Genomic DNA, 13,971 nt, shown 5'->3' on the forward strand with positions numbered 1-13,971 from the left:
ATACGAAACTAGCCACAATTTTGTACTTGTGACTAGTTTTTTTGGTTTTATTAGGCTATCAGCTAGATGAGTCTGGCTTGTAAATTCAACATAAAAAAGCTATTGTATTAATAGCGACTATGCAAAAAGAACACATTATTTTAGTGATTTAACATAAGGAGGTTTTCATGAAAAAAACTACAGAACAATCATCTATAGTGGTAAAATCGGGTATCATCTACCAAGCAATTAGTGGCTTTTACTATGTTTGGAGTGAAGGAGAGTCTTATGCTACAAAGCCTAGAGGGAATTTTAGACATCAACAAACGAAACCACTAGTAGGCGATATTGTCAAATTCGAAGTTGATGAAGTAGACGATAATTCGAACAGTCGATTAATTGAAATCCAAGAACGATATAACGAACTTGTCCGACCAACAGTGGCAAATGTGGATTATGCCTTTGTGGTGACATCTCTTATTGAACCAGATTTTTCTTACAATTTATTGGATTATTTTTTAGTGTCAGTAGAAGCTAATAATATCCAGCCGCTTGTCTTATTAACTAAATATGATTTATTAGTTAAACAAAAAGGACAAGTAGAAGCAAAGGCCTTTGTAAGAAAAATATCCAAAGTTTATGAAGCGATTGGCTACACAGTGATTACTCTTGATAATAGTGAAGAAAGTATTGAGAAATTAACTGGCCAAATTGAAGCAGGATTATACGTGATAATGGGTCAGTCTGGGGTTGGCAAATCAACGTTATTGAACCGTCTATTACCGGAGGCTAAAATTGAAACTGCTGCAATCAGTGATGCTTTGAATCGAGGGCGACACACGACTCGAGAAGTGACCTTATACCGATTTAATAAAGGGATGCTTGCTGACACACCTGGCTTTAGCGCGATAGAATTTGCAACGCTAGAAAAAGAAGAACTTGCGTCTTGTTTCCCAGAAATTGCTGATGCAAGTGAGGGATGTAAATTCAGATCGTGTTTACATATTAACGAACCAGATTGTCATGTTAAACAGCTATTGACAGAGGGAAAGATTGCAGAATCTCGTTACAAAAATTACTTACAAATTTTTGAGCGAATCGAACAACGTAAACCGATTTATCGTAAGAAAGATTAATAAATCACTTGGGGGAAATTATTATGAAAATTGCACCATCGATGTTAAGCGCTAATTTTGCAACATTAGCAGATGAAATTAAGAATATTGAAGCAGCAGGAGCTGATTACTTACATATTGACGTAATGGATGGGATGTTTGTACCGAATATTTCTTTTGGTCCGATGGTATTCGGAGCACTTAGACCAATGACAAGCTTAATTTTTGATTGTCATTTAATGGTTCAAGACCCAGAACGATATATTGAAGCGACTGCTTTGGCAGGTGCAGATATTATTACTGTTCATTATGAAGCAACGAAGCATATTCATCGTGTGATTCAACAAATTAAGGCTCTTGGTAAAAAAGCGGGAGTTGTTATCAATCCTGGTACACCAGTTGCGGCGTTAAATGCTGTCTTATCAGAAGTTGATTTAGTATTGGTTATGACGGTCAATCCAGGTTTTGGTGGTCAAGTGTTTATTGAAAGTACCTTAAAGAAAGTATCAAAATTAAAAGATTTAAGGACAGAACACGGCTATCATTATGAAATCGAAGTTGACGGCGGAGTGAATGCTGAAACTGCTCGCCAATGTATTGAAGCAGGCGCTGATGTGTTAGTTTCCGGATCATATATTTTTAATCAAACAGATCGAAAAGCTGCGATTGATTCTTTACGAATTTAACAGAGATAAGGTGAAAGGAAAGAATTTATGTTAGTTAAATCACCTAAAGCTACTCAATGTGTCATTTTATGTGGGGGAGCAGATGCGCCAGATTTAAAGCGAGTCGCCCAACTGATTTCAATCTATTCGTCAACCTTTTTAGTGGGTGTCGACCGGGGTGGTTTGGCATTAATTAAAGCAGGTTATTCTTTAGACTATGCTTTTGGTGACTTTGATTCTGTAACGCCAGACGAGTTGGAGATAATCCGAGAACACAGTCATAAGCTTCAACAATACTCGCCAATAAAAGACGATACTGATATGGAATTAGCGTTAAGTATCTCAATCGAACGGTATTCAGAAGCAGACTATTATGTATTTGGTGGTATAGGAGAGCAGCAGGGTCGTTTAGATCACATGTTTGCCAACATATGGCTAGTCTATCAGCCACGATTTCAAGCAGTTATTCATCGATTACAGTTTATTGAGTCGAACCACGTGATAAAGTTTTATAAGCCAGGTAGCTATCAAATTCAAGCGAATAAACAGACGGATTACCTTTCACTGATTTCAATGACAGCGCTCAAGCAATTATCTATCCAATATGCCAAGTATGAATTGGATCCAGTTGACATTGCTTATCCTCGAGCGCTCATTAGTAATGAGTTTATCGATCAGCAACCAGTTCAAATTTCTTTTGAAGAAGGCATTATAATGGTAATGTGGGTAGAAGAAGAGTAAGACTTTTAGCATAGGAGAGATTGAATGGATAAAGCAATCATTTTATTAAATACAAAATTTAAACACCTTCAAATTGAAGAAATTGAAAGAATTGCTTCAGATTATCAAATTAAGTTTCAAGATGAGGTAAGTAAAGCGGATTTTGAAAAAGTGGAAATAATGTATGGTTGGAATAAAGCTTATACTCCAAAGGATTTAACAAAGTTTACACAGTTAAAATGGATTCAAGCCGCTTCCGCAGGTGTAGATTATTTACCAAAGGAAATTACACAAAACCCTCAAGTACAGATTACTAATATGAGTGGCGTGCATGCTGTTCCAATTACAGAATCTGTATTTGGCTATTTATTAGCTACTGGACGCCAATTATTTACCAGTCAAATGAACCAAGCAACGTTTCAATGGATTCGTCCAGCACATGAATCGTATTTTTCTTTAAAAGAAAAAACACTTCTTATATATGGAACTGGGAATATTGGACAAGAAATCGCTCGAATTGGACAAGCGTTCAACATGAAAACAATTGGAATCAATACGAATGGACGATCAATTGAATATTTTGAGGAAAGTTTATCAATGTCTGATTCACTGGCTGCGGTTGAAAAGGCTGATTTTATTGTAAGTACCTTACCAGCAACAGATCAAACACACCATTACTTTAATATAGAATGGTTTAGTCATTTAAAAAGTACGGCTTTATTCGTCAATATTGGCCGTGGCCAAACTGTTGATGAAGAAGCAATCGCCTCTGCTTTAACAAAGGGGCAATTTGCGGGAGCGTACTTAGATGTTTTCCACACAGAGCCTTTGCCTGAAACGTCAAAATTATGGCAGATAGATAACTTATTGATTACACCTCATATCACAGGGCATATCGCACACTTTGCGAACGAAACGTTCCCAATATTTAAGCAGAATCTAGAAAGTTATATCAATACAGGTAAGTTAAGTCGAAATATCGTAGCGAAAAATAAAGGTTACTAATAATAGACTAACAAGAGCAATACACTATAATGGTAAGCGAATAAGCTATTGAAAACTTAATACAAAAAAAGCCAGTGAGCTGAGAAAATTCTCAGTATTCACTGGCTTTTACTTGTTTGGACTGTTAAACAATCCCTTACTCATTTAATCAATTAAAATTAAACACGTTCAACTTTTCCGCTTTTCAATGCGCGTGCAGAAACCCAAACTCTTTTAGGCTCTCCATCAACTAGGATGCGGACTTTTTGTAAGTTAGCACCGAAACTACGTTTCGAAGCGTTCATAGCGTGAGAACGTTGGTTACCTGATCTTGCTTTACGTCCTGAAAAATAACATACTTTAGCCATTGTTTATTCCTCCTTTTTCTTGCAGGAGCATTAACCTCTGCATTTCATACCAAAATAATTTACCATATTATAGACAGCAAATCAAGGTTGGAATCAAAAAAAGTTAATACCTTTCAATATAACGCTGATAATACAGCATTATTAATGAAATTTTAAAAAAGAACTTTGTGCTCATACCTATTTATAATCTAGTAGGATAACTTAAGAGTTTACTAAGATAAAGCAATTTGACATAACAAAAGAAGAGTAATTTAAAAATTACTAGGCTAATAGAGTCTTTTATGGTAAGTTATATGATGTTTGTGAATCCAAATAGTTTAAGAATATCTCAGTATTTGCTATTATTGATGCGTGGAAGGCACTTTTGTGCTAAAATAATGAAGATATAAAACTTTATAGGAGGACTTTAAATGGCTATAAATATTCAAACACCTAATGGACATATCTCGCTGACGACAGACGTTATTGCGACTGTTGTGGGAGCTGCCGTAACCGATAACTATGGTGTTGTTGGAATGGTAAGTAAAAGTTTCATCCGAGATAATATTACTGAAATTCTTAAAAAAGATAACTATGCAAAAGGTGTCGTTATTTCTCAAGAAGCAAATGAAGAAGTAATGGTCGATGTTTACATAGTAGTAACATATGGTACGAAGATCTCTGTTATTTGTCAGAATATTCAACAAACCGTGAAATATAACGTAGAACAATTACTTGGTTTTGAATTAAGTTATGTAAATGTTCACGTACAAGGAGTAAAGGTTGATTAATTAATCGACCAATCAAGGAGGACAAAAGTTGGAATTAGAAAAGTTAACCGCATCTCATTTTCAGGCGATGGTCATTGCCGGAGCGGAACGCTTAAGTGAAAACGTAGAATTAATTAATTCTCTAAACGTTTTCCCCGTGCCAGACGGCGATACAGGAACGAACATGAATATGTCATTTCAATCAGGGGTAGAGAACTTAAGGCAAACAAAGACTGAGCATGTTGGTGAATTATCACAAGCTCTAGCTAAAGGATTATTAATGGGAGCTCGAGGGAACTCTGGCGTTATTTTATCTCAAATTTTTCGAGGGTTTTCTCAAGCAATTAAAGACAAAAAAACTCTAAACTCAGATGAGTTTATGGCTGCTTTTGTCGGCGGAGTTGAATCAGCATATAAAGCTGTTATGAAACCAGTTGAAGGTACTATCCTAACAGTTGCTCGTGAATCTGCGATTCGAGGCGAAAAGAAAGCTAAAAAATCTCAGGATATTATTGAAGTGATGAGTTCTATTGTTAGAGGAGCTAGTCAATCCTTAGATAGAACACCAGATCTACTACCTGTTTTAAAACAAGTTGGAGTGGTTGATAGTGGTGGTAAAGGATTGCTCTGTATTTATGAAGGTTTCTTAGCCGCTTTAACAGGTGAAGTGATTATTGAAACATCAGATAATGTATCAAAATCAGAACACTCACATGCGATTTTTGAAGCTGATAACGATATTCCATTATCAATGGATGATATCACTTATGGTTACTGTACAGAAATCATGGTACGCATCGGTGAAGGTCCAACTGTGAAGAAATCATTTGATTATGATGAATTCCGTAATCTACTTAACACTAAAGGTGATTCTCTATTAGTTGTGAATGATGATGAAATTGTTAAAGTTCACGTACATACTGAAAATCCTGGTGAAATTATGCAATTAGGCCAAGAGTTTGGCGAGTTAATCAAAATCAAAGTGGATAATATGCGTGAACAAGTTCGTGGTCTAGAAGCTGAAGATAAAGCGATGCAAGTTGATAAGTCGGCTCTTGTACCAACTGAACTTAAACCATTTGCTGTAATTGCCGTAGCGGCAGGTGAAGGCATGATGGAATTGTTCAAATCAATTGGTGTAAATGAAGTGTTATCTGGAGGGCAAACGATGAACCCTTCTACAGAAGATTTTATTAAATTAATTGATCGAGTGTCAGCAGAGAATATCATAATTTTACCAAATAATAAGAATATTATTATGGCTGCTGAACAAGCAGCTGAAGTCACTGATAAACCGACAGTAGTTATTCCAACAACTACAATTCCTCAAGGAATTGCATCGATGTTAGCATATAACCCAACTCATTCTATTGAAGAAAACAAAGCGTTGATGACAGAATCTAGTCAAACAGTTGTAAGTGGTCAAATCACTTACTCAATTCGAGACACTGAAATCGATGGCGTATCAATCAAAAAAGATGATTACATGGGCTTAATCGATGGGAAAATCATATTGTCACAACCAAACATCGAAGCTGCTTTACTTCAGACAATCGAGCATATCATAAATGATGATATGGAATTAATTACCATTATTATTGGAGAAGATGGCGATAATGAATTAGCAGAATCGGTTGCAGAAAGAATAGAAGCGAGCAATCCAGATGTTGAGATTGAGTTCGTTCTAGGTGGCCAGCCAGTTTATCATTATATTTTATCAGCAGAATAATAATGTAAGAAGACGTTTATACCTGTAAAGCATTGTGTGTCATCTTGTAAATTTTAATGATTTTGTTAATTTACACCTTAGACTCTGCTGAAAGACACAGGTATAGGCGTTTTTTTCTATTTATCAGAGGAAGCGACATAAAAGGCGGTGAAGTGAGTGTCTCAAACGAAAAGTTGGTTAGACTCGTTAGTTGAACTAAAGGGCATAGGGCCGGTTAAGGTTCAACAATTTCAACAAATTGGTATTTATAATATAAGAGATTTGTTTTTCCATTTTCCCTTTAGGTATGAAGATATTCAGATTCGTGACATAGAAACTATTCTTGATCAAGAAAAAGTAACTTTAAAAGGAAAAATCGTTTCAGAACCAGTTGTTCAGTATTTTGGACGCAATAAAAGTCGTTTAAATTTTCGATTTGCAGTAACAGATCACGATATTATTTCGGTCACTTTTTTTAATCAGCCTTACTTAAAAAACAGCATTCATTTAGGCGAAACAAGAGCAGTATATGGTAAATGGCAAAGCAATCAGCAGAATCTGATGGGAATGAAAATGATTAAACAAGCTGAAAATGATCAAGAATTCGCACCGATTTATCATACAACAAAAGGTTTAAGACAACCTCAGATTATCCAAGCGATTAAACAAGCATTCGAAGATTATTCAACTTTTATTCCAGAAATTATCCCCTCTTATTTAAATGATAAATACCAAATGCTGCCATTGGATCAGGCGTTATACCAAATGCATTTTCCAACAAACAAACAACAATCGAAACAAGCTCAACGGAAGATCATTTTTCAGGAGTTCTTTTTGTTCCAATGGCGGCTACAATTAGCCACACAAAGACAACATCAACTGAGTGGCACACGGATTCATTATGAAGTGGAAGAATTAAAAGAAGTGATTAAATCTCTACCTTATGATTTAACAAATGCTCAGAAAAAAGCAGTTAATGAAATATGTTTTGACTTAATGGCTAATTATCCAATGCGACGCATGCTTCAAGGAGATGTTGGTAGTGGTAAGACTTTAGTTGCTTTTCTTGCGATGATTGCGTCAGTTATTGCCGGCTATCAGACGTCCTTACTTGTACCGACGGAGATATTGGCCAAACAACATGTCAAAAGTTTTAACCGTATGTTTGAAATGACTGGTTTAAGAGCCGAGTTATTTGTTAGTGTGATGAACACAGTAGAAAAAAAGCAAATCATCGAGGGCTTAGCCAGCGGGCGTATTAGAATAGTCATAGGAACTCACGCTTTAATTCAAGAAAGCATTCATTTTAAAAATTTAGGTTTAGCAATTATTGATGAACAACATCGTTTCGGTGTAGGGCAAAGACAAGCAATGCTTAACAAAGGGCAAAGCGAACACTCAGTCAATTTGCTTCAAATGACTGCTACACCCATTCCAAGGTCACTCGCTTTATCTTTATATGGAGAATTAAGTGTGTCTACGATCGATGAACTACCGAATGGCCGAAAAGCGATAACGACTGTTCTAGCAGATGAAAAGAACATTGAATCTGTTTATGAAGCAGTAGAAGCAGAATTAGATAAAGGTCATCAAGTGTATTATGTTTTACCATTGATCGAGAGTTCAGAACATATGGAAGAAATTGAAAATGTACTTGAAGTGGCAGAGAAACTGACGCAACGATTCTTTAACTATCAAGTCGATGTGCTACACGGCCAATTAGATAAAGGTCAGCAGCAATTAGTCATGGAACAATTTAGTCGTAATGAAACACAAATTCTTGTTGCCACCACAATGGTTGAAGTTGGTGTGGATGTTGCAAATGCTACTGTGATTGTTATCCAGTCAGCAGAACGTTTCGGACTTGCACAATTACACCAGCTAAGAGGTCGAGTAGGACGGAGTGACTTACCGAGTTACTGCTTCTTAATTGCCAAGCCAACAACAGAGCAAGGGAAAGCTCGGATGAAAATCATTGTCCAGCATCAAGATGGTTTCTTAATTAGTCAAGAAGATATGAAAATAAGAGGAATGGGTGATGTATTGGGGCGTAATCAAAGTGGTTTGCCACAATTTCGTTATGCAAACTTGTTTGAAGATCAGCACATCTTGACTGTTGCACGTGAAGAAGTTAATGAGTTATTGAAACATCCAGAAAAACTTCTGGAGAGTGAACATAAAGCACTCGATCAATGGGTGGAGACCCAATTAATCGAAGCATGATAATAGGTTTGACTTATAGAGGAGGATATAAATGGTAACAATCGCAATCGATGCAATGGGTGGAGATAATGCTCCAGCTGCAATTGTCAATGGTGTTAATTTAGCCGTTCGTACTTATGAAGATATCCAAATAAAATTATTTGGTGATGAGGCACGTATCAATGAATATCTTGAAGCTCATGATAGAGTTGAAGTGATTCATACCACTGAAATTATTTCAGGTGAGGATGAACCAGTTATTGCAGTACGTCGTAAAAAAGAATCTTCGATGGTAAGAGCAGCTAAAGCCGTTAAAGAGGGTGAAGCGGACGTTTTACTTTCTGCAGGAAGTACAGGTGCCTTGTTAGCGAGTGGGCTACTGATCGTCGGACGAATAAAAAATATTGACCGACCAGGCTTAATGCCAGTCATTCCGACGATATCTAAAGAACACCCTCAATTTATTTTGATGGATGCAGGTGCTAATGCAGATTCTAAGCCGATTAATCTATTACAACACGCTATTCTAGCTTCTCAGTATGCCCGTGAAGTGTTAGAAATAGCTAAACCACGTGTTGGTCTGTTAAATAACGGGACTGAAGCAGGTAAAGGAAATGAACTAACTAAAGCTGCCTATGACTTGCTTGCAAACGAAGAGAGTATTCATTTTATTGGTAATGTGGAAGCGAAAGAACTATTAACAGGTTCATTAGATATTGCAGTAACGGATGGATTTACAGGCAATGCAGTGTTAAAAACTCTTGAAGGAACCTCTAAAAGTGTTTTCAGAGCAATTAAAGGGGCATTTACCGAAGGTAATATAAAAACTAAATTAGGGGCATTAATGATTAAAGAGGCGTTAGCTGATTTAAAAGATAATTTCGATGACACTAAAGCAGGTGGAGCTGTAATGCTTGGAGTAAAGGGTGCGGTTATTAAAGCGCACGGCTCATCTAATGAAGAAGCAATTTACAATGCGATTCGTCAAGCAAGAAAAGTGACACAAACTGGTGTCATTCAAAAAACGATTGATTTTTTTGAGGCTTAATATTATTTGTAATTCATAGATTTCTTGCTATAATGGTGAAAGGCTTTATTCAGATGAGATAAAAACTTATCCATTTGCAATAAAAATTTAAAAAACATAGACAATTTTCACTATTGACTGTAAAATGTGTAAGTATATTGAAAATGATTAATACACGTGGAGAGTATGGGAGGTGTTGTTATGACCCAAGAACAAACTATATTAGAAAAAGTAAAAGAAATGATTGTCGATCGTTTCGGCGTACAAGAAGATAAAGTTACTACTACGATGACCTTTGATGACTTAGGTGCTGATTCTCTAGATGTTGTTGAATTGGTTATGGAGTTAGAGGATACATTTAATATTCAATTTGAAGATGATAAAATTGAACAGTTATCCAATATTGGGGATGCTGTAGATTATATCGAAGAACTAAAAAAATAAGTAACTTATAGATAAACTGTCATAACTTGTCACAAGTGAAGTCATGATAGTGTCAGTACAAACGAAACGGAGGTACGAAATGGAGAACAATAAAGTTCTATTAGAAGTCAAAGACTTACATACTGGCTTTAGAATTAAAGATTCATATTTTGATGCTGTAGACGGCATTTCGTTCACTTTATCAAAGAATGAGAAATTAGCGATAGTTGGTGAATCAGGCTGTGGTAAAAGTACATTAGCAACAAGTATTGTAGGATTACACAACCGCCTAAACACACGCATCACTGGAGAAATCATTTATAATAATGATAACCTAGTGGATTATGATGAAACGCAATACAATCAAATTAGAGGCAATGATATAGGGATGATCTTTCAAGATCCATTAGCCTCATTAAACCCACTAATGACGATTGAAGCTCAAATTGATGAGGCTTTATACTACCATACAAAATTAAATAAAAAACAACGTCAAGATCGTGTATTAGAGTTGTTAGATCAAGTAGGGATAGCTAATCCTGTAAGAATGGCAGCGCAATATCCGCATGAATTATCAGGTGGGATGAGACAACGTGTTATCATCGCCATTGCTTTGGCATGTAAACCGCCGATTATCATTGCAGATGAACCTACGACAGCGCTAGATGTCACTATCCAAGCACAGATTCTAGACTTATTGAATGACATTCAAGATGAAACTGAATCTGGAATTATTTTGATTACACATGACTTGGGTGTAGTAGCTGAAACGGCTGATCGTGTTGCGGTAATGTATGCGGGACAGTTCGTTGAGATTGCTCCTGTTGATTTAATCTTTAACAACCCAAAACATCCATATACTCGTTCATTGCTACGTTCAATACCTCAGTCTAATGAAATGGCTGATGATGCGAGTGGCGAATTACACGTTATTCAAGGAGTAGTACCACCTTTAACACGCTTACCACGTAAAGGTTGTCGTTTTGCTTCACGTATCCCATGGATTCCTGCAGAACATCACGAAGAAAACCCTACTTTGCATGAAGTGGAACCAGGACACTGGGTACGTTGTACTTGTCATGAACACTTCCATTTCGAAGAGGAGGGACATTAATGTCAGAATTTATTAGAATAGAAAACTTAAAAGTTCATTATCCTATTCGTAGTGGCTTCCTTAATCGTGTAACCGATCAAGTAAGAGCGGTAGATGATGTGAGTTTAGTTTTTGAAGAAGGAAAAACTTACGGTTTAGTTGGTGAATCTGGATCAGGTAAATCAACAATTGGTAAAGCGATTATTGGGTTAGAAAAAATTACCTCAGGTAATATTTATTACAATGGTGAGGAAGTCTCTAAACAAGCACGTAACCGTCGATCAGAGTATCGTCGCAACGTTCAAATGATTTTCCAAGATGCTTTATCAAGTTTTAACCCGAAGCGTCGTATTAGCGATGTATTAGCAGAACCTATGCGTAACTTTTCAAACTGGACACCAGAAGAAGAACGTCGCCGCAGTATCGAATTATTAGAAATTGTTGGTTTGACTGAAGATGCATTAAACAAATATCCACATGAATTCTCAGGTGGACAACGTCAGCGTATTGGAGTTGCACGTGCAGTAGCTATCAACCCTAAATTAGTGATTGCTGATGAGCCGGTTTCAGCCTTAGACTTATCCGTTCAAGCACAGGTTTTAAACTTTATGAAACGTATCCAAGATGAATACAATATTAGCTATTTATTTATTTCTCATGACTTGGGTGTTGTTAAACATATGTGTGATGAATTAGCGATTATGTATCGTGGTCGCTTTACAGAGTATGGTAAACGAGCAGATATTTATGAAAATCCGCAACATATTTATACTAGACGTCTCTTATCAGCTATTCCGCAAATCGACCCAACAAACCGTGAATCCCATAAATTGGATCGCTTACGTGTTGAAAAAGAATATCAACAGAATGCAGCTAAATATTATTCTGAAGAGGGTCGAGTTTACGATTTGAAAGAAATTTCAGATTCCCATAAGGTCGCTTTGAAAGATGTTAGCTCTTTAACAGAAGGAGGCGTGCGTTAATTATGTGGAAAACAATACTTCGTCGAATCGTTTTAATGATTCCACAAATTTTCATTTTAAGTATTCTTGTATTCGTTCTGGGTTCGCTTATGCCAGGGGATGCCTTAACAGGTTTAATCGATCCAACGATTTCAGCAGAACAAGTTGAAGCAATGCGCGAAAAGTTAGGTTTAAACAAACCAATGCCAGAACGCTATGTAGACTGGATAACGAATGCGTTACAAGGGGATTTTGGACGTAGTTGGCAACATCGTCAACCGGTTCTATCAATTATTGGACAAAGAATTTGGCCAACATTATGGTTATCATTATTAACAGTCATTTTAACTTATGCACTTGCTTTACCTTTAGGTTTATTAGCAGGTCGCTACCAAAACACGTGGTTAGATAAAGGGGTTAACCTGTATAACTTTATTAGCTATTCAGTCCCATCATTTGTTTTAGGTCTTTTAATGTTATGGTTATTTGGTTATACATTAGGCTGGTTCCCAACACGTGGAACGGTAGGATCAAGTGTTTCACCTGGAACGGTGGACTATATCTTCTCACGCTTTAACCACATGATTTTACCAGCAGTAACATTAGCACTTCTAAGTACAACAGGTACAATTCAGTATTTACGTACTGGGGTAGTCGATGCTAAGACTCAAGATTATGTTCGTACTGCTCGTGCAAAAGGTGTACCGGAATCTAAAGTATACACTCGTCATATTTTCCGTAACTCTATGTTACCAATTGCCGCATTCATGGGTTATACGATTACTGGATTAATTTCAGGATCTGTCATTACTGAAACAATCTTTACTTACCAAGGGATGGGCTTACTGTTTATTAGTTCTATTAATAACCGTGACTTCTCAGTCATGACAGCGCTAGTTCTATTATTCGGTATGATGTCATTATTGGGTACGTTATTGTCAGATATCATTATGGTGTTTGTCGATCCACGTATTAGAATAAACTAGGAGGAGGCGATAAAATGGTATTAAATAAACAAGAAGTAGATGCTCAAACAACAGAAGTCGTACTTGAAGAGAACCATGAAGGCGCTCCTCCAGTCGGTTTTGAAATCATTCGTCGTGAGTTTGCTAAAGATAAAGTCGCACTAACTGCTTTTTTAATTCTTTTAGTAATCGTTTTAGGGGTAATCTTTGCATCGTTATTTATAGATTTAGATAAAGCAACGACTGTTAATATCTTTAATCGTTTTACACCACCAGGTGAGGATGGTTATTGGTTAGGAACTGACGAGGGTGGACGAGATGTATTTGCACTCCTAGTTGTAGGAGCGAGAAATTCCTTATTCATCGGTTGGACTATTACAATTTTTACTGCCATCATCGGAATTATGACCGGAATTATTTCTGGATATTATGGCGGTATTGTTGATGATATCATGATGCGAATTGTTGACTTTATCATGGTGTTACCACAACTAATGATTATTATCGTTGTTGTAACAATTGTTCGTTCATTCAACGTATGGACTTTAATTTGGGTACTAACAGCTTTTGGTTGGGTTAGTCAGACACGTCTATTTAGAACCGCAACATTAAGTGAAGGATCTAAAGATTATATCAGTGCTTCTAAAACATTAGGAACACGCGATTGGAAAATCATGTTTATCGAGTTATTACCAAACTTGAGCTCATTGATTATCACTAACTTAACACTAAGTTTCGCAGCAAACATCGGGATTGAAACAGGGCTAAGTTTCTTAGGTTTTGGTTTACCGGTAGGTACACCAAGTTTGGGTACTTTAATCGGTTACGCTAATAACCCAGATGTTATTGAGAATAAGACATGGGTATGGTTACCAGCGGTCATTCTTATGCTAGTACTGATGTTATGTATTAACTACATTGGTCAAGCGATGCAAAGAGCTGCTGACAGTAAACAACGTAGAGGTTAATCTAAACTAAACACCCAAAAGGGGCAGAAAAGGGCAACTGTAA

At 36.6% G+C, this 13,971-nt stretch carries 14 protein-coding genes; 13 read left to right on the plus strand and 1 reads right to left on the minus strand.

Features of this window, described 5'->3' with window-relative positions; genetic code table 11:
- Nucleotides 1-167: 167 nt before the first annotated feature.
- From rsgA to ACTQ5J_RS01795, 4 genes are read left to right on the plus strand one after another with little or no spacing between them, the layout of a single operon-like run.
- A complete protein-coding gene (rsgA, locus tag ACTQ5J_RS01780) occupies nt 168-1,115 on the plus strand; it encodes a ribosome small subunit-dependent GTPase A (protein ID WP_441750277.1) in 948 nt (315 codons plus the stop codon).
- Between the two features lie 23 nt (nt 1,116-1,138).
- Complete coding sequence (gene rpe / locus ACTQ5J_RS01785) at nt 1,139-1,780, plus strand: ribulose-phosphate 3-epimerase (RefSeq protein WP_441750278.1); 642 nt, start codon at nt 1,139-1,141, stop codon at nt 1,778-1,780.
- Nucleotides 1,781-1,807: 27 nt separating this feature from the next.
- On the plus strand, nt 1,808-2,500 hold the full coding sequence (locus ACTQ5J_RS01790; RefSeq protein ID WP_441750280.1) for a thiamine diphosphokinase: 693 nt from the start codon (nt 1,808-1,810) through the stop codon (nt 2,498-2,500).
- A 24-nt stretch (nt 2,501-2,524) separates the two neighbouring features.
- On the plus strand, nt 2,525-3,484 hold the full coding sequence (locus ACTQ5J_RS01795; protein WP_441750281.1) for a phosphoglycerate dehydrogenase: 960 nt from the start codon (nt 2,525-2,527) through the stop codon (nt 3,482-3,484).
- A gap of 158 nt (nt 3,485-3,642) precedes the next feature.
- Here the strand turns inward: ACTQ5J_RS01795 and rpmB are convergent, their stop codons facing one another.
- On the minus strand, nt 3,643-3,831 hold the full coding sequence (gene rpmB / locus ACTQ5J_RS01800; protein ID WP_441750282.1) for a 50S ribosomal protein L28: 189 nt from the start codon (nt 3,829-3,831) through the stop codon (nt 3,643-3,645).
- 410 nt (nt 3,832-4,241) lie between these two features.
- Here rpmB and ACTQ5J_RS01805 point away from each other — a divergent pair, with 410 nt between their 5' ends.
- From ACTQ5J_RS01805 to ACTQ5J_RS01845, 9 genes are all read left to right on the plus strand, one after another.
- Nucleotides 4,242-4,601 (plus strand): Asp23/Gls24 family envelope stress response protein, encoded by a 360-nt coding sequence (locus tag ACTQ5J_RS01805; RefSeq protein ID WP_441750283.1) that lies wholly within the window; start codon nt 4,242-4,244, stop codon nt 4,599-4,601.
- Nucleotides 4,602-4,629: 28 nt separating this feature from the next.
- A complete protein-coding gene (locus ACTQ5J_RS01810; protein ID WP_441750284.1) occupies nt 4,630-6,309 on the plus strand; it encodes a DAK2 domain-containing protein in 1,680 nt (559 codons plus the stop codon).
- A gap of 156 nt (nt 6,310-6,465) precedes the next feature.
- Nucleotides 6,466-8,511, plus strand: a complete 2,046-nt coding sequence (recG, locus tag ACTQ5J_RS01815; protein ID WP_441750285.1) for an ATP-dependent DNA helicase RecG — start codon at nt 6,466-6,468, stop codon at nt 8,509-8,511.
- 31 nt (nt 8,512-8,542) lie between these two features.
- A complete protein-coding gene (plsX, locus tag ACTQ5J_RS01820) occupies nt 8,543-9,538 on the plus strand; it encodes a phosphate acyltransferase PlsX (protein WP_441750286.1) in 996 nt (331 codons plus the stop codon).
- A gap of 180 nt (nt 9,539-9,718) precedes the next feature.
- Nucleotides 9,719-9,961: an acyl carrier protein gene (gene acpP / locus ACTQ5J_RS01825; RefSeq protein ID WP_441750288.1), complete on the plus strand. Its 243-nt coding sequence runs from the start codon at nt 9,719-9,721 to the stop codon at nt 9,959-9,961.
- A 79-nt stretch (nt 9,962-10,040) separates the two neighbouring features.
- Nucleotides 10,041-11,054, plus strand: coding sequence for an ABC transporter ATP-binding protein (locus ACTQ5J_RS01830; protein WP_441750290.1), 1,014 nt, complete (start codon nt 10,041-10,043; stop codon nt 11,052-11,054).
- On the plus strand, nt 11,054-12,016 hold the full coding sequence (locus tag ACTQ5J_RS01835; protein WP_441750291.1) for an ATP-binding cassette domain-containing protein: 963 nt from the start codon (nt 11,054-11,056) through the stop codon (nt 12,014-12,016). Before ACTQ5J_RS01830 ends, ACTQ5J_RS01835 begins: the two co-directional genes overlap by 1 nt.
- Nucleotides 12,017-12,018: 2 nt before the next feature.
- Entirely contained in the window at nt 12,019-12,981 is a 963-nt protein-coding gene (opp4B, locus tag ACTQ5J_RS01840; protein ID WP_441750293.1) for an oligopeptide ABC transporter permease, read from the plus strand.
- Between the two features lie 14 nt (nt 12,982-12,995).
- Nucleotides 12,996-13,928: an ABC transporter permease gene (locus ACTQ5J_RS01845; protein WP_441750294.1), complete on the plus strand. Its 933-nt coding sequence runs from the start codon at nt 12,996-12,998 to the stop codon at nt 13,926-13,928.
- Nucleotides 13,929-13,971: the final 43 nt, after the last annotated feature.

The sequence above is a fragment of the Fundicoccus sp. Sow4_F4 genome (assembly GCF_052116145.1).
Classification (GTDB): domain Bacteria; phylum Bacillota; class Bacilli; order Lactobacillales; family Aerococcaceae; genus Fundicoccus.

What these genes read in the sequence shown, in the direction of transcription:
- rsgA (WP_441750277.1), top strand. Translation starts at nt 168, where the DNA reads ATGAAAAAAACTACAGAACAATCATCTATAGTGGTAAAATCGGGTATC.
- acpP (WP_441750288.1), top strand. Translation starts at nt 9,719, where the DNA reads ATGACCCAAGAACAAACTATATTAGAAAAAGTAAAAGAAATGATTGTC.
- rpmB (WP_441750282.1), bottom strand. Translation starts at nt 3,831, where the DNA reads ATGGCTAAAGTATGTTATTTTTCAGGACGTAAAGCAAGATCAGGTAAC.
- plsX (WP_441750286.1), top strand. Translation starts at nt 8,543, where the DNA reads ATGGTAACAATCGCAATCGATGCAATGGGTGGAGATAATGCTCCAGCT.
- ACTQ5J_RS01790 (WP_441750280.1), top strand. Translation starts at nt 1,808, where the DNA reads ATGTTAGTTAAATCACCTAAAGCTACTCAATGTGTCATTTTATGTGGG.
- opp4B (WP_441750293.1), top strand. Translation starts at nt 12,019, where the DNA reads ATGTGGAAAACAATACTTCGTCGAATCGTTTTAATGATTCCACAAATT.
- ACTQ5J_RS01845 (WP_441750294.1), top strand. Translation starts at nt 12,996, where the DNA reads ATGGTATTAAATAAACAAGAAGTAGATGCTCAAACAACAGAAGTCGTA.
- ACTQ5J_RS01830 (WP_441750290.1), top strand. Translation starts at nt 10,041, where the DNA reads ATGGAGAACAATAAAGTTCTATTAGAAGTCAAAGACTTACATACTGGC.
- ACTQ5J_RS01835 (WP_441750291.1), top strand. Translation starts at nt 11,054, where the DNA reads ATGTCAGAATTTATTAGAATAGAAAACTTAAAAGTTCATTATCCTATT.
- rpe (WP_441750278.1), top strand. Translation starts at nt 1,139, where the DNA reads ATGAAAATTGCACCATCGATGTTAAGCGCTAATTTTGCAACATTAGCA.
- ACTQ5J_RS01795 (WP_441750281.1), top strand. Translation starts at nt 2,525, where the DNA reads ATGGATAAAGCAATCATTTTATTAAATACAAAATTTAAACACCTTCAA.
- ACTQ5J_RS01805 (WP_441750283.1), top strand. Translation starts at nt 4,242, where the DNA reads ATGGCTATAAATATTCAAACACCTAATGGACATATCTCGCTGACGACA.